This window comes from Bacillus sp. 105MF (genome assembly GCF_000374885.1).
GTDB classification, from domain to species: domain Bacteria; phylum Bacillota; class Bacilli; order Bacillales; family Bacillaceae_G; genus Bacillus_A; species Bacillus_A pseudomycoides.
Map to the genome: position 1 here is coordinate 35375 of NZ_KB895580.1, position 16024 is coordinate 51398.

A 16024-nucleotide genomic window follows, 5' to 3' on the forward strand; every position below is an offset into this window, starting at 1 on the left:
TAAAAATATTTTTTCCTAAACAATCTATTTTGATTTTCTAACATATACATCACGGCTATGTAAACAAAAAGTGACATCCTCTCTTTTGTTTTCACATGGCATGGGGCGAAAATAGGTACTGATCCTTCTATGCATGGACAGATCCTGTTGTAGCTTTGGAATAAAGTTTGATCAAAAACATGTTGTTTATTTTAGAATTGACATGAAATTATATTAAGTTTATACTGTCAGTAACACATCACTGTTAATGACAGTATAATGTTATTAACAGTGATATATTGCTGTTATAATAACAAAACTATTTTTCACATTTCATTAAGGAGGTTAGATGTTTTATGAAACATACAGGGAGACATACAGGTGCATTTCTTTTGCTGTTTTTAACAGAGAGAGATAGCTATGGAGGGAAACTTCTGCAGAAATGTGAAGAAGAGCTTCCCATCAATCCAATTGATAGTGCCATTATATACCGCACCCTAAAAAAATTAGAAAACGAAGGTGCTGTTGAGTCTTATTTGGACACATCTGATCAAGATAAGCCGAGAAAGATGTACAAAATTACTACAGTGGGAAAAAAACAATTAGAAGAGTTTCAAATAGATATTGAAGAAAAAATTAAAAACTTATCATTTTTCTTAGACAAATATAAAGACTGGAAAGAGTCTAATCATGATTAATGGCGCTCTCCTTTACTCTTTAGCCATTATTCTTATCAGTATTTCTTTTGTAAAGGATCGGAATAAAACAAAAGATGCTCTATTAAAGTCATGGAAAATGTTTCGTAATCTTATACCTTCCATGCTATCAATTATGCTTTTCGTTGGACTATCACTATCTATATTAACGCCTTCCTTCATTTCTTCCATCATTGGGGAAAAATCTGGATTCATCGGTATTGTTTATTCAGCAATAATTGGCTCTGTTGCACTCATTCCAAGCTTTGTTGTGTTTCCTCTTGGAAATACATTAGTCCAAAATGGTGCGGGCCTCCCTCAAGTTGCGGCATTAATGTCTACATTAATGTCAGTAGGAATCACAACTTTACCGATGGAACAAAAGATATTTGGGCGAAGTTTTGCTTATTCTCGTAATGCATCTGCATTGTTAATGTCTCTCATATTCTCGTATATTATTTGGGTGGTGATGGTATGAATGAATTAAGAAGATATCGTTTCTTTTTCATTTTATTATTTGGGCTCATTATATGTACTTTTATAAACCATTCGTTGGGATGGAACGCATTTCAATTAACAGGAAAAAGTATTTTAGATATGCTGTTTCTACTTCCTCCTGTCTTAATATTCGTAGGATTGCTTGACCAGTGGGTGAAGAAAGAAACATTAATTAAATATATGGGGGAAAAATCTGGCATCTATGGCATCTTATTCTCCCTATTATTAGGAGGAATTGCAGCTGGTCCCCTCTATGTTGCTTTTCCAATCGCGGCACTTTTATTAAAAAAAGGAGCGAGTATACGATACATTGTATTTTTTCTAGGAGTTTGGACAACTGCAAAATTACCGGTTATGGTGTATGAATTTTCTTCATTTGGAGCTAAATTTACACTCATCCATATTTGTTTTGGTCTATTATTTTTCTATTTAATGGGTATTATTTATGAGAAGTTCTATGATAAACGACAATTGTTGAAATATGATATAACTAAAGAAATATAAATCTCGAGGAATGATTTTTTAAGCCTCTCAATCCTAGACCCTTTTGTGTTTGATCAAAAAGACTTCATAAACTAACATTGTAAAATAAAGAATATAGCAAATTAATAAAAACCAGTTGTATCTAAACAGATACAACTGGTTTTTATCCTTCATGGTTCATTATTGATTTAACAAATTGTACAAAAAAATGAATTTAATTTGCTGTTTATAAGTAGTCTATTTTTTCACTTCCATCTTTTTTTGTTTCCTCATATAAATCACGGCTACGTAAACAAAAGAGTCCCTCCTCTTTTTTTCTCTTTTTGTTTTCATACCGCATGGGGCGAAAAAGGGCTCTGGCCAGCGGATCCTCTCTCCCATCCCAAAAAGAAAGATTTTATCTCTCTCCAATTTGCATTCACATAAATAAAGAAGCAGCGTCACCGCTACTCCTCATTTCTTCTGCTTCTCATACTGCTCAAACACATGAATTCTTTCAAAAATTGGCGGATGTGTATATAAGAAAAACTTCACTAACGCCGGTGGATTTACTTGACTTAAACTTGTTTTCGATAAATACTGGAACGTCTTTACACCAGACTTTCCATCTTTCGTCATATCTAAAGCATATTGATCAGCTGCCCGTTCTTCTATACGTGATACGTAGTTTGATAGCGGGCTTACTGCAAAAGATAACACAGAGGAGATAAGAAAAAATAATGGGATAATCGATAAGCACGCCATCTTTGATAGGCGCAATGTATCTCCCCATTTTCTGAGGCACATGTTGATAATACGACTAATCAAATACATCCCTACAAACGTTAACACAATATAACTCGCCACACCCCAATATATATGTTTCATCACGTAATGTCCCATTTCATGAGCCATAATAAATAAAATCTCTTTATCTTTTAACTGCTGGAGCGTTGTATTCCACAATACAATTCGAGAATTCAATCCAATTCCTGTCACATATGCATTTAGGGCCGTTGTTTTTTCAGACATGTTCACTTCATATACATGCTCAGCTGGAATATCTGCCCTGTCCGCAATTGCTAAAATTTTCTTCTCTAAGTCTTTATTTTGCAATGTAGAAAAATCATTGTATAACGGATCAATTACAACGGGCTGTACAAAGGTTAAAAAGATTGTAAACGGTACTGACAAAGCCCAGCCAGCTAACCACCACCGCTTCGGAAATTTATAAATAAGCCATAAAAGGACAGAAACAACGATAAACATCATAATATAATTTACCCAAAAATCAATTACATGATCTTTTATCCAACTCGCTGTGGATTGCGTTGAAATACCGTAATCGATTGATACTTGATGCCCCATCCATTGCAGAGGCAATGCAAGAACGGTTGTAAGCAATGATAAATAAAAGAGATAGATAGCAACTCGAATAACCCGTACTTTCGTCGTTTCTTTTGACCATTTTTCAAAACGATTTGATATACCTAAAACAAGCACAAACAATAAAATAATCCATTCAAGAGGCGTCGCTAAAAAAAAGAGTAAATTTTTCACACGCGAATAATCTTGACTTAATGTAAGTTCCTTTGCATTCATAAACGTCTCTGGATCAGCACTCGTTCCTTTATACATATCTGGAATAATTTCATGATTCCATCCAAATAAATACCAATATATAAATAATGCAAAACCAACGTACAAAAAAAGTGACCACTTCACAACCTTCTTCACGGTATCTCCTCCTCTATGCTGCCTGTCTCTTATTATTGTAAGTTCGTTCCTCCTAAAATAGAACAAGCTAATACATCGAATTGTCATGCAATTTTCAATCCCTCCTCATAAATTTTCGGATTTTTCTTATAAAATAAAATTAGGAGGAGGATGGAAATTGAAAAAAATTTATATTACGTTTACATTAGGTTTAGTCATCGTAATTGGAATTGGAATTTACTATTTTACAGATTATCGTAAAGCTTCTGCTGAAATACCACGTGGAATCGTTATGGAGGATGTAAATGGTACAACGCTATCTTTTGATCAACTACCAAAAAAGCTTAAACTCGTAGAATTTATATACACAAAATGCCCTGATATTTGTCCCGTTACTACATACAAAATGAAGCATTTACGAGACGAACTAGAAAAGGATAAACTATTTGGTAAAAAAATTGAATTTATTACAATTACCATTGATCCTAAGTTCGATACAAAAGAAATATTAACTACATATGCCAACACGTTTGAAATGAAAAAAACGAAAGGGTGGCACTTACTGCGCGGTGATGAAGATGAAACGAAAAAACTAGCAGATACATTTAACTTTCAGTACCGCGATCCAGGAAGCGGACTCTATATTCATACTTCTAACTCCTATCTACTCGATGAAAATGATCGTTTAATCGAAGTCTTCGGTATGGGAGAACGCGGTTTTAACAGTAAAAAAGTGCTTGAGAAAATTAAAAATGCATTATAAAAACCTCTTCATCATTCGAAGAGGTTTTTCACACATATTATTCTATATAAACTATGCTACGAAACTTTAAACCTATCCATTCTACACTCTCTATTTATCCCGCATTAACGGGCAGTACAAGCCCGATTGGTGAGGGCTTGTAACCAGTGGGTGATGAAGAACCCCCCACTGATTAAAGTTTCACTTTATCTCTCTGTATGTTTCTTCGGCTCATATGTTGGAATAAGAAGCGCACTCGCAATCCAGCAAACAAGACCGAAACCACTTATATATTTCCCGTATTCATAATGGTTTAGATAAACCTTCCCTACAAGAATTAAGATAAATCCAAGTAAAACAACTACATATCCAACTTGTTTTTTCGACAATACCAATCAGCACTCCTTATTGAAAAATGTTAATAAAAAAACTTAAATCCTGAAAAGAAATGAAGCTATATTTCATAATTCCTTGTACAGCTAGAAGTAGTATAAGACCAAGTACACATATATAATTAATCCCATCTTCACTTCTTTTCTCAACTACAATACCGCCCCCAATGCATAGTAGCCCTAGAAGATGAAGTGCTAAATAAACAAAAAAGTATGCTTCATTCCAGCGAAAGCCTACATTCACTGTTGTAATCACAATTAAACTCACCATAATCACATAAAACAATTTATTTGATTGAATTGTTTCATTCATAGAATCATATCCATTCCTTTCTATATAAATCTTTTTTGATTTTCCAACATACAAATCGCCGCTATGAAAACAAAAGGTGACCTGCATTTTTATTTTCACTTAGCATGAGGATGAAATAAGCTCTGACCACTTCTATACATAGACGGATTCTCTCTTCAGCCTAAAAAAGATAGGTATATCTTTTTTATTATTCAATAAATTCTACGTTCTCTAACCTATAACTCTCTCATTTTATTCATATATACTACCGGCACCTCTTTATTCATATAACGACGATTCACGAACAAAAAGACGAGTACTAAATTTAATCCAATGATAAAAATAATAAGTCCTGTAAAAAATGGAGTTTGATTAGAAAAATCTGCAAAGCTTATCATTTCTTCCTTACTGAACATAAAAGATGTGATAAGTACGATTGCATTATTTAACATATGAATACTAATCGGCATCAGTAAGCTTTTCGTCCGAATGTATACAATTGATAGTACGATACTAAACATGACAGCACTGAGGAAATCAATATGAAAACATCCGAAAAGAATCGCTACAATAACCATTGCTTTACCGGTTCCCCATTTCGCTGTAAAACGCTGAAATAGAAATCCCCTAAATACAAATTCACATACAATAGGAGCTACTAGTACGATTATTATAAATTGATATATGTATCCGCCCGCACTCCCTATAATCGGTTCATGTAATATATTTATAATAAAATCCGGTGTAATCCATACAAAGCTATGCATATACAATACAAGATATCCATAACTAAAAAGGCATAGCATTCCCGTAATCATTAAAACTTGTAAAAGATTAAATGCTTCTCTTCTATTCACAAATAAAGTAAATGGAATACGATGGCGCTTACATTGATACCATAACCAAAGTGATGGAAATATGTAGAGTACAAGTGTGCTTGCAAAAGAAGAAATTGATATATGAAATGTATTCTCTAACAATTGTTTACTAATACGTTCAATCAAAACAAGTAGTGTAAATACAATCAAAAAATATCTGGCTCGCATCGAACAAAACGGATTCACACTCATCTCCTCCCCTATGTTACATTTATCATATCATTCGAATCTTATTTTTAAGCAAAGAAAACCTTAAATTTCCCTTAAAAATCCCATAACTTACAATAAAATGTTATGATATTCGATGAAAATAGGGGGCGATTCAGATTGTATAATGCAAATGTTTTACTTGTTGATGATGAAACGGCAATTTTACAACTATTAACTACTATTCTACAAAAAGAAGGATTTTCTCATATTACAACTGCTACATCTGCAGAAGAAGCTTTACAATTCGTAGAACAAAATCGTTATGATTTAATGATTTTAGATGTCATGCTTCCCGGGCAATCTGGTTTTGACATTTGTCCAATTATTCGTCAAAAAACAGATTGTCCAATTTTCTTCCTAACAGCAAAATCATCTGATTTAGATAAAGTATCTGGCTTCTTATACGGGGCAGACGACTATATTACAAAACCATTCAATCCACTGGAAGTCGTCGCTCGTATGAAAGCTCAACTTCGAAGACATATGAAACAAACTACACAACCTATGAAAGAGACACACTTTATTTCATTTGGGAGATTTCAGGTCGATAAACATGCAGCTGAATTACAAGTAGATGGGAAAATTGTGGAATGTTCAGCTCAGCTCTTTCAACTACTACTCTTTTTCTGTGAACATCCTAATTACGTGTTCTCAAAAGAAGAAATATACGAAAAAGTATGGGGGGCTCCTGCCTATAATGGAGATGACAACACAGTTATGGTTCATATTCGAAAACTACGTGAAAAAATTGAGCTTGACCCAAGTAACCCGGAGTACATAAAAACTGTTCGCGGACTTGGTTATAAATTCATCGCAAAGTAGGTACCAACTATGAATTTAAGTAGAAGGATTATTATACAATTTATTATACAACATATTTTCGTCTTGTTTACTTTACTCATTGCAGTCATCGTCGCTTTCGTCTACCTGGGGCATCTTTTTAGTACGACCCTTTATGAACCAAATGTTCCAGAGTTTGATAACTTTACTATGTCTCAGCATGTTTCTTCAGAAAACGGACGTATTACATTAAGTTCTGAGGTAAAAGAAATGATTGAGGAGAAAAATGATTGGCTTCAAATTGTCGATAAAAATGGAAAGGTACTCTATGACTTCAATACTCCTGAAGATGTTCCTGGTTCTTATACAAAAACAACATTAGTTGCTTATTTGCAGCATCATATACAAAGTCCTTACAAATTTACGTATTGGGACATTGAAGTTAAAGAGAAGACAGCAATTGTGATTTATGGTGGAAAGCTAAAGAGTAATACTTTACTGCAAGAGTTAAAACAAGAACACGGTTCACCATTATCAGCTGAATTTTCTTTAACAGAAAAAGAAAAGAAACAGCTTACCGCAGAAGGTGCTACGCTGCAAATATTTAACGCACAAGGAGAAGAGATTTTTGCTTATCCTAAAACAAAAAGAAACTCCTTTTCAGCCATTCAAGCTGTACTTTCTGCAAAAGAGCCTTGGAATCACAAAGAAAATATCTCGAGTTTATATAATCCAGAGGACCAAACCTTATTTACCATAACAGTAAAAAATGATCATTACTATCCATCTGATATGAATGAAGATTTATTAACAAAAAAAATATTCATAGGATTTGGAGTTATTATTCTAATCGCTTTTGTCTACTTAGTTATTCTTTCTATTTGGTACGGAAGAAAATTTGGTAAACCATTATTACACACAATGCGTTGGCTCAAAAATATAGCTAGTGGAAAATATGAAGAACCGGTAAGTAAAAAAGGAAGAGCAGTTCGCTTCCGGCGCTCAGGTAAAGAAAAATGGTCATTCAGACTGTTTAAAGATGTAACAAATGCTCTAGAGCACCTTTCTATTACACTCAAAAAAAATGAGTCCATACGACAAGTTATTCAACAAACACGTGAGGAATGGATTACTGGCCTCACTCATGATTTAAAAACACCACTCAGTTCCATTTATGGGTACTCTCTATTACTAGAATCGAAACAATATAACTGGGATGATAACGACATTCAACAATTCGGTCGTGTTATACGAGAAAAATCTCAATATATGACAACATTAATTGATGATCTAAGCTTAACTTACCAATTAAAAAACAACGCAATTCCCTCTCAGCACGTTAAAGTTGAGATTAATCAATTTGTCCAAAAAGTCTTGTTACAATTTATTAATAACCCGACACTTCAAAATCAAAACATAGAATTTGTTCCTAGTTCCAATGCAATTCATTACTCTATTGAAGAAAAATGGTTCCAACGTATCATTGAGAATTTATTAGCAAATGCAGTAAAGCATAATAATGAAACAACAAATGTTATTGTAAAACTTGGACAGAATAAACAATCTTTTACACTTTCTATTTCTGATAATGGAAAAGGAATGGATGAGCAAACGAAAGAGCTTTTATTTGAACGATATTACCGCGGTACAAATACTGAAGAAAACAACGCAGGAACAGGCCTTGGCTTAGCGATTACAAAACAACTTGTTCTTGCACATAACGGTACGATTTCCATTGAAAGTGAAATTGAAAAAGGAACAACCATTACGATGGTGTTCCCATTCTCACCTAATAGCAAAAAAGAGTCCTAATATAAAGTGAAACTCTAATCAGCGGGATAAACTCCCCCCGCTGATTCAAGTTTCACTTTAGTTATCATTTGCTCCAATTCTAATAGTTGAAATGTATATGGTTGTACATCATATCCGATGTTGTAAGTAAAAGACAGGTAACAATTTTGATATTAGGAAAGTACTACTATAATTAACAGGAAATCCGCATATAGTAGTCCATCAATAATACGTGGTACTACATTTCATGAAACTTTGTACTATGAAACCATCTACTTTTTAACTTTTGTTTTGAATTAACCCTTATTTTCCCTATAATATATGGACCTATTTTTGTCTTATTTAAGAGATATACCGCAGGAATTGGACATAGTATACCAACCAACATATCAATACTTATTGTGCCAAAAAGAGTATTAAACTGAGGGATTTTTGCTACTATCATATTAGATATAGTCCACTGAAAAAACGGATGTAGCAAATAAATTCCAAATGAGTATTGACTGATTAGTAGTAAAAATTTAGGTACATGTTTTATTTTTGATGCAATATGGAAAAGCACCAGTATTGTAGATATTGTAAATAAAAGAACATCCACTCTTTTAGAACTAGTAACAGTTAAAATATTGAAATGTTGAAAAAGAATAACGATGATTCCTGTTAATATCCATGAAGAGATGATCCATTTACGGTTTTTATTTAACCATGTTTTAAAGTATTCATAATGACCACCTGCATAATATCCAATAAAGAAGTAAATGATCCAGCCTGGAAATGGAAGCCAAGAGTAGTAATACCAAATATCATTAGCATATGGAATATCAAACGGTTGAATAAAATTAAAAAAACCTAAGTAGATTAAATTAATCAGTAACGAGAAAATAAGAACAAATTTAGGAGAAAAAAACTTCTCAATTTTATTAAAAATAATGTGCAAAAAGTAGAACTGAAATATAATTAAAACAAAATAGCCATGGAACTCTCCTAATACAATATTTCTTATAGATTGTACTAGGATTGCATGGAATCCATTCGTATAATTTGATTTAGCTGCATAAAAAATACCCATACATATAAAAGGCAATAAAATAAATTTTACTCTTTTTAAAATGAATTGATTAGGTACTTTATCCCTATAATTATAAGCTATTACAAATTCGGATATAAAAACAAACATAGGTGTACCGTACATAAGTAGTATTTGAAGATACGATACCAATACATCTATTGTATTTTCAGATGCAAAATTTGCAGAACTTCGTGATATGGCATGTATGAGAACTACACTTAAACATGCTAAACTTCTTAATATAGTAATTTCTGAAACTTTGTTTTTCATACATTCCACCTTCAACATAAATTACATATCCATAATTCCAAATAAACTTTCGACATAGCAAATTTATTTGGAAAAGCAACTTATTTTTCAAAATCCACAGCCGCATCTATCTCAATTCCTGTTTTTCTTTTAATGATAAGAAAGTAGTTTGTTCAGTGAATAATGATAGTGAGATGCCAGTCTTATTACACCATCATTAAATTTTTACGTATTTTGAAATATTTCCACATATAACTGTTCTTTCATTTGCTTTACTTTATTTCTTTATTTTTCCTCTTAAGAGTAATATAGAAAAGAAAAATAGGTACTTAAACGTGGTAAAAAATAAAGTGAAACTTTAATCAGTGGAGGTTTTCTTCATCCCCCACTGATTATTAGCCCGACCAATCGGGCTTTTACGGGATAAAATAGGATTTGTAGAATAGATATGCAAATCACATGATACTGGCTATTTCTTAAAAAAAGCTTAAAACCGATTAAAACGATAATGGATAATCCAAATTTTAATCCAATCAAAATTATCAAAGTACATTTCCAATTTTTCTAGCTAATTGTTTCAAAGCATATGGTAACATATATTGTTGTAATTCTTGAGAAACCAATTCTAGTTTATTAGAAATCGATAAATTCGTTCAAAAAACGCCATACTTCCTGCATACTTTCTGCATACTTATATAAAAAAATGGCGTTTTTCTAATTATTTAGATACAAATTCACCTCAGCTTAATAGCGATGAAATGATATTCTATTAGTATGTAAGCCTTTCAAACCTTTTGAAGGATTTCTTCATTCACATAGTCTTTGCTAACAGAAATATATAATTCGCTTAAGAAAACATAATTCTTTTTACGATTCAGTAGGCTTCTTCATAAATAAGGCCGTCCACAGTTCAGAGACACCAAATACTTTATTCGATTGTTTTATTTCTTTCATTCTACGTATTTCTACTTAAAAAAACCTCTAAAGATATCTCTAAGCTTTTCATCTGTAAAACCTAATCCACTTTTAAGAATTTGTAGTTTGTACACTTCCCAATCCGTTTCATACGAATACTTCATGAACAGCCCCTACTTCCATACCGTCGTCACTTTTCATAATCGTTGGACGCAGCGCCCGAAGCTGAGCTATCGTTTAAACAACTTCTTTAATATGATTAATCTTAGCCTTAATACGAAAAAAAAGTTTCCTAGAATCTAGGAAACTTTTTCTCTTCTTATTGTTGTTTCTTCTGCACCGGCAACCAAATCTCAACTTGCGCAAACTCGCTCTTATCCTCATGACAACGTTCATCGTATAATTCAAACTCTGTAACTCCAGCATGTTCATACCCTGAGTGCGGGAACCATTCTGTGAAAACTGCATTCCACGTTTGTTGAATGGAAGATACCATATCTTTATGCGGTACTTTAGGCGTCGTAAATACAGCGTAAGTTGCTTCTGGGAACGTGCGCTGCGCTAGTTCAGTCGGTACCCCGTCAAAACTTGTTACTTCCATTCCAATAATATACGTAAAATCCCCTGTTTCTAAATTAAAATCCGTGCACATTCCAAGCTCTACATATTGATCTGTATGTTTACGGTTTGTAATGTTACTCGCAAGATTGTTTTGTAAATAACGGTCCCAAAATGCCGGAATATCTTTAAGGTTTTTCCCTTCTTTACTAGATGTCTTCATCTCATATCCAGCCACATGAAACGCTGGTTTTTTTTCAATACGAAATTCCATTTGTATTCCCCCTAAATATGGATTGAACTTCCGCTGCTTCACATTTGCTTTATAATACATCGGTGTCTTAATTCCTTGCCTTCGGTAGCTACTTGGCGTCATCTGAAACAACTTTTTAAAGGCTCGAATGAACGTTTCATGAGATTGAAAGCCATGTTCTAATGCGATATCAAGAATTTTTTCTTCCGTATGAGAAAGCCGATAAGCTGCCCGGGCTAGCCTCCTCTTACGAACATACTCCATGACAGTATCGCCTACTAGTGCTTGGAATACGCGATGAAAATGATACTCCGAGAACCCTGCAATACGAGCCAAATTACTTAATGTTTGCTTCTCCATTACATCTTCTTCAATATAATTAATTGCTTTTTGAATTTGTGTTTCATAGCTTTCCATCTCTGTTCACCCGCCTTATGTATTATCATAAAAGAGAAGACAATTCTTTTCTTGACGTTTTTTGCTTTTATTTTACAGAAATTTGTAACTTTTTCATATTACATTCGTTGTTATAAGTGAAGGGGGGAAGATCAGTGAAAAAACATGGTGTGAAAGTGTACGGTATTGTCATTATTGGCCCATCGAAAGAATTAGTAAAGTTACAAAATTCTCCTCATGTTTGCGACGCTACTCTTGGAGATATTGAGTTTTGGAATTGGTTTAAGCATCCAAGTGGTTCTCGTCACTAAAGTGAAAACAACCATTCGAAGTTGAATGGTTGTTTTATTATTACATCACTCAAAAGTAACATCGATCTGAATAACTTCCGAACGGCTCCCAAGTCTAAGCGGCGGACCCCAAAATCCGAATCCAGAAGAAACAATCGCATGAAATGTTTCCTTTTGTAAGTATCCCCAGTCCAGTTCATACATTCTTCTAGTAATAAGATGATTCGGTGCCATTTGTCCTCTATGCGTATGGCCTGATAATAATAAATCAACGCCAGATTCCGCTGCCTGTTTTAATTCAAACGGCTGATGATCCATCGCTATAACGGGAAGCGATTTATCTACGGTGCTCATTAACTCTTCGAAACTTTGACGATCTCGCTCCGTTTTATCTCTTCTTCCAACGAGATAAAAACTATCTTCAATTTTGCTTACTTCATCTAACATGATATGAATATCGATTTTCTTCATTTCTTGCAAAAATTCTGGAATGGCTCTTCCGTAATATTCATGATTTCCGAGTACTCCATACACACCAAGAGGCGCCTGCATTTGTTTCATAACTTGTCCCATGTTCTTTTTTATAAATTCTCCTGGATGATCGTCAATGATATCACCAGGTAGTAAAATAATGTCCGGCTCCATTTCATTTACACGGTGGACTAATCTTTTCAAATGAGAAACACCTGATAACTTGCCGAAATGCATATCGGAAGCCATCGCAATGCGAAGTGCTTTCCGCCCTTTCGCTTCTTTTGGTATGTGAATTTCATACTTTCGAACAACTGGACTATATGCATTAAATGTTCCATAACCAAATATGAAAAGAAACATAATAAGGGTAACAATTCCTGTCCAAATAATAGCTGTATCTCTCGGCACCGCTACCAGTTGTAAGATAAATACTGCTATATCAGCTAGCGGCAGCAAAATAAGTGCATATTGCATTACCGCAAACCAATAGGAACCAATTGTCCTTAAGAACGGAAGGAATTTGAAAACCTGGACGATTACATACGCATATGAGAATAATGCAACTAACAAAGCATAATATCCCCAAGATTGCCAACCAAAACTTGTTTGAAGCCAAACCCATCCATTCCATCCGATGTAGAACATCAGTAATGTATATAGAATCAAAATAGTAACTATATTAAAATATCGACGAATTTTCACAGCGTGCCTCCTTTTCTCTTTCTTTTATTATAACTCGATAGCTATTCAAACTATAAATATTACGTATCATGAACGACTAACAATTCCCTATCATTTCATAAAATGAAGCTTTAATTAGTGGGGATTTTCTTCCTCTCTCCCTAACCTCTTTGCTTTTGCTGAATGTTGTAGTACTGACGACCCAAAAAAGTTTGCTCATTTTAAGATACGTTTTGTTGAGCAGGGAGCCTGTTTTTCCTTTTATCATTTTAACCGAGAAGCCCCCCTCCTCTAAACGAAGTGAAAGTGGGGGTAGTTCAATACCTTCTGCTATATTAAAAAAGAAACTAAAGGAAGTGCTACTTGATGAAACAGGCTCTAGTAATCATTGACATGCAAGAAATTTTCTTTAATTATCCCCAAAACTATTTATTTCATAATGAGCAATTAGTTACAAATATAAACGGACTAATTAAGCAAACTCATGAAAAAAATATACAAGTTATCTTTATTCAACATACGAGTCAAAACGAACAAGACGAACTTTTTGAAGGAAAAGATGACTGGAAACTTCATAAAAATTTATTCGTATCCCCTACCGATAAAATTATCCAAAAATCAAAATGGGATTCATTCTATCAAACTGAACTCTTAGATTACTTAAAGACCAATGAAATAGAACAACTTATTTTTGCAGGAGCACAGACGGAATTTTGTCTCGACACAACGATTAGAGCTGCCTTTAGTTTAGGGTATCAAAAAAATCTACTTTTCAAAGAAACACATAGTACAATAGATGGTGCTATTTTAGATGCAAGTGATATTATTAATCATCATCAATCGATTTGGAATAACAGATTCCTAACTGTCATTGATGGTAAAATTATAAATATAAAATTCTATTATAAAAATAAAACGAACCATCCTTATTTACGGACGGTTCGTTTTATTTTCCCTAACAGTTATCCATGTTTTATGCTTGCACTGCCTTTTCCCTTAACGCTCTTCTAAGTAGTTTACCAGTCGTATTCTTCGGCAACTCCTCCAAAAACTCGATACTCTTTGGCACCTTATATTTTGCAAGATGTAAAGAACAGTAATGCGTTAACTCTTCTTCTGTTACCACACCATTCTTCAGAACAACATAGGCGCGCACTGCTTCTCCTAAATTTTCATCTGGAACACCGATCGCAACCACTTCCGCAACCTCCTCATGTTGGTATAATACTTCTTCTACTTCACGAGGATATACGTTATAACCACCTACAAGGACAATATCTTTTTTACGATCAACAATATAAAAGTAACCTTCATCATCCATTCTTGCTAAGTCCCCTGTATACAGCCATCCATCACGAAGCACTGCCGCTGTGTCTTCTGGTGCATTATAATATCCTTTCATCACGTTTGGACCACGAACAATTAATTCACCTACTTCGCCTACAGAAACTTCTTCCCCAAGCTCATTCACAATTTTATTTTCCACATGCCAAATATTTGTTCCAATCGAACCTGGTTTACGCGGACGATCTAATGGATTAAAGCAAGTAACTGGTGAAGCCTCTGATAATCCATATCCCTCTGAAACAATAACATTAAAGCGATTTTCAAAGTTTTTCAGGAGAGCAACAGGCATAGAAGCTCCGCCAGAAATACATAGACGAAGTGTCTGAACATCGTCTGCGCTTGCTTCCTCATATAAATATAAATAATTGTACATTGTCGGTACACCGGCAAATATTGTCGGTTCATACGTACGACAAATACGAAATACTTCTTTCGGACTAAACTTTGGTAGCATTAAAATCGTTGCACCGTTAACAATTGGGGCATTGACTGCAACGGTTAAACAAAACACATGGAACATTGGAAGCGCAGCAACAACGCGATCATTCGCAGTATATTGTAAATACGATGCTACATCGCTAGCATTACTATATAAATTTTCATGTGTAAGCATAGCGCCTTTTGGCTTTCCAGTTGTTCCTGACGTATACAAAATAACAGCTACGTCTTCTTCATTTAGCTCAGGACCTTCATAAGATAGGTCACCGGTTCCTATAAGACTAGTAAACGTTTTCATTTTTTCGGTTTCTGTATGATTGAAATCTGCTGAGGTTTCACATATGATGATATGTTCAAGAGAAGGAAGTCTTGTTGTAAGAGATTGTATAACAGGTAGAAGAACGTCGAGTGTGATGATTGTTTTTACATCTCCATTTTGTAAAATATAATGCATTTCGTCTGCTGTATAAATTGGATTAATTGGAACGACAGTTGCTCCAGCTTTCATTGTTCCATATAAACCAATTAAAAAATGTGGTGAATTACCAACAACTAATGCAACATTGTCCCCTTTTCCAATGCCCATTTTTGCTAAATTACTAGAAAACTGTGTGACCATTTTATTTAATTGGTCATATGAGACCGACTGATCCATAAATATATACGCCGGTTTCTCTCCTTTCTGTTTTGCTGTTTCAGCTAAAGATTGAACGAGATTCACACAAACCCCACCTTTATAAAATTTAGAAAATTTAAAAATTCTAAATACATTATATTAAAAGAAAATTAAACTAGCAAGTAACATTTAATTAACTGCATATAAATGAGCATTCATTCATTTTTTAATTAGAGACTCTATTTCTTGTTTTTATGCGCTTTTTTGCAACAAAATAAAAAACAGTCATACGGACAATATGAC

14 protein-coding genes and 3 pseudogenes are annotated in these 16024 nt (G+C 33.9%); 8 read left to right on the forward strand and 9 right to left on the reverse strand.

The window, feature by feature from the left end; genetic code table 11:
• Nucleotides 1–335: 335 nt before the first annotated feature.
• Genes C564_RS0120100 through C564_RS0120110 form a run of 3 tightly spaced genes read left to right on the forward strand, consistent with a single transcriptional unit; the run spans nt 336 to nt 1676 of the window.
• Nucleotides 336–677: a PadR family transcriptional regulator gene (locus C564_RS0120100; protein WP_018766568.1), complete on the forward strand. Its 342-nt coding sequence runs from the start codon at nt 336–338 to the stop codon at nt 675–677.
• Nucleotides 670–1152, forward strand: coding sequence for a hypothetical protein (locus tag C564_RS0120105; RefSeq protein WP_016113725.1), 483 nt, complete (start codon nt 670–672; stop codon nt 1150–1152). Before C564_RS0120100 ends, C564_RS0120105 begins: the two co-directional genes overlap by 8 nt.
• A complete protein-coding gene (locus C564_RS0120110; RefSeq protein WP_018766569.1) occupies nt 1149–1676 on the forward strand; it encodes a permease in 528 nt (175 codons plus the stop codon). Before C564_RS0120105 ends, C564_RS0120110 begins: the two co-directional genes overlap by 4 nt.
• A gap of 432 nt (nt 1677–2108) precedes the next feature.
• Here the strand turns inward: C564_RS0120110 and C564_RS0120120 are convergent, their stop codons facing one another.
• Entirely contained in the window at nt 2109–3371 is a 1263-nt protein-coding gene (locus C564_RS0120120) for a M48 family metallopeptidase (RefSeq protein ID WP_018766571.1), read from the reverse strand.
• Between the two features lie 157 nt (nt 3372–3528).
• On the opposite strand from C564_RS0120120, the gene C564_RS0120125 reads away from it, so the two are divergent.
• Nucleotides 3529–4113, forward strand: a complete 585-nt coding sequence (locus tag C564_RS0120125; RefSeq protein ID WP_018766572.1) for an SCO family protein — start codon at nt 3529–3531, stop codon at nt 4111–4113.
• 185 nt (nt 4114–4298) lie between these two features.
• Here the strand turns inward: C564_RS0120125 and C564_RS0120130 are convergent, their stop codons facing one another.
• The 3 genes from C564_RS0120130 to C564_RS0120140 form a co-directional block, all read right to left on the reverse strand.
• Nucleotides 4299–4487, reverse strand: a complete 189-nt coding sequence (locus C564_RS0120130) for a hypothetical protein (RefSeq protein WP_003206100.1) — start codon at nt 4485–4487, stop codon at nt 4299–4301.
• A gap of 10 nt (nt 4488–4497) precedes the next feature.
• Nucleotides 4498–4797, reverse strand: coding sequence for a hypothetical protein (locus tag C564_RS0120135; RefSeq protein ID WP_026008640.1), 300 nt, complete (start codon nt 4795–4797; stop codon nt 4498–4500).
• A gap of 215 nt (nt 4798–5012) precedes the next feature.
• Nucleotides 5013–5840 carry a CPBP family intramembrane glutamic endopeptidase gene (locus C564_RS0120140; protein WP_018766574.1) on the reverse strand — a complete coding sequence of 276 codons (828 nt, stop codon included), beginning with the start codon at nt 5838–5840 and terminating at the stop codon, nt 5013–5015.
• Nucleotides 5841–5981: 141 nt separating this feature from the next.
• Here C564_RS0120140 and C564_RS0120145 point away from each other — a divergent pair, with 141 nt between their 5' ends.
• A complete protein-coding gene (locus C564_RS0120145) occupies nt 5982–6686 on the forward strand; it encodes a response regulator transcription factor (RefSeq protein WP_003195844.1) in 705 nt (234 codons plus the stop codon).
• 9 nt (nt 6687–6695) lie between these two features.
• Nucleotides 6696–8456 (forward strand): sensor histidine kinase, encoded by a 1761-nt coding sequence (locus tag C564_RS0120150; RefSeq protein WP_018766575.1) that lies wholly within the window; start codon nt 6696–6698, stop codon nt 8454–8456.
• 217 nt (nt 8457–8673) lie between these two features.
• Here the strand turns inward: C564_RS0120150 and C564_RS0120155 are convergent, their stop codons facing one another.
• The 3 genes and pseudogenes from C564_RS0120155 to C564_RS0120165 form a co-directional block, all read right to left on the reverse strand.
• Nucleotides 8674–9774 (reverse strand): acyltransferase family protein, encoded by a 1101-nt coding sequence (locus tag C564_RS0120155; RefSeq protein WP_018766576.1) that lies wholly within the window; start codon nt 9772–9774, stop codon nt 8674–8676.
• An 846-nt stretch (nt 9775–10620) separates the two neighbouring features.
• A pseudogene (locus C564_RS38235) lies at nt 10621–10814 on the reverse strand (SAM-dependent methyltransferase); the annotation flags it as partial.
• Nucleotides 10815–10987: 173 nt separating this feature from the next.
• On the reverse strand, nt 10988–11896 hold the full coding sequence (locus tag C564_RS0120165) for an AraC family transcriptional regulator (RefSeq protein ID WP_018766578.1): 909 nt from the start codon (nt 11894–11896) through the stop codon (nt 10988–10990).
• 134 nt (nt 11897–12030) lie between these two features.
• Here C564_RS0120165 and C564_RS0120170 point away from each other — a divergent pair.
• Nucleotides 12031–12186 (forward strand): annotated as a pseudogene (locus C564_RS0120170) (anti sigma factor C-terminal domain-containing protein); the annotation flags it as partial.
• Between the two features lie 45 nt (nt 12187–12231).
• On the opposite strand, the gene C564_RS0120175 reads toward C564_RS0120170, so the two are convergent.
• On the reverse strand, nt 12232–13341 hold the full coding sequence (locus tag C564_RS0120175; RefSeq protein ID WP_018766580.1) for a metallophosphoesterase: 1110 nt from the start codon (nt 13339–13341) through the stop codon (nt 12232–12234).
• A 345-nt stretch (nt 13342–13686) separates the two neighbouring features.
• Here C564_RS0120175 and C564_RS32355 point away from each other — a divergent pair.
• Nucleotides 13687–14205: pseudogene (locus C564_RS32355) on the forward strand (isochorismatase family protein); the annotation flags it as partial.
• Nucleotides 14206–14293: 88 nt separating this feature from the next.
• Here the strand turns inward: C564_RS32355 and C564_RS0120190 are convergent.
• Nucleotides 14294–15826: a fatty acid--CoA ligase family protein gene (locus C564_RS0120190; protein WP_018766583.1), complete on the reverse strand. Its 1533-nt coding sequence runs from the start codon at nt 15824–15826 to the stop codon at nt 14294–14296.
• Nucleotides 15827–16024 lie beyond the last annotated feature (198 nt).

Coding starts and splice junctions, on each gene's coding strand:
- C564_RS0120100 (WP_018766568.1), top strand. CDS start 336: ATGAAACATACAGGGAGACATACAGGTGCATTTCTTTTGCTGTTTTTA.
- C564_RS0120135 (WP_026008640.1), bottom strand. CDS start 4,797: ATGAATGAAACAATTCAATCAAATAAATTGTTTTATGTGATTATGGTG.
- C564_RS0120155 (WP_018766576.1), bottom strand. CDS start 9,774: ATGAAAAACAAAGTTTCAGAAATTACTATATTAAGAAGTTTAGCATGT.
- C564_RS0120105 (WP_016113725.1), top strand. CDS start 670: ATGATTAATGGCGCTCTCCTTTACTCTTTAGCCATTATTCTTATCAGT.
- C564_RS0120150 (WP_018766575.1), top strand. CDS start 6,696: ATGAATTTAAGTAGAAGGATTATTATACAATTTATTATACAACATATT.
- C564_RS0120110 (WP_018766569.1), top strand. CDS start 1,149: ATGAATGAATTAAGAAGATATCGTTTCTTTTTCATTTTATTATTTGGG.
- C564_RS0120165 (WP_018766578.1), bottom strand. CDS start 11,896: ATGGAAAGCTATGAAACACAAATTCAAAAAGCAATTAATTATATTGAA.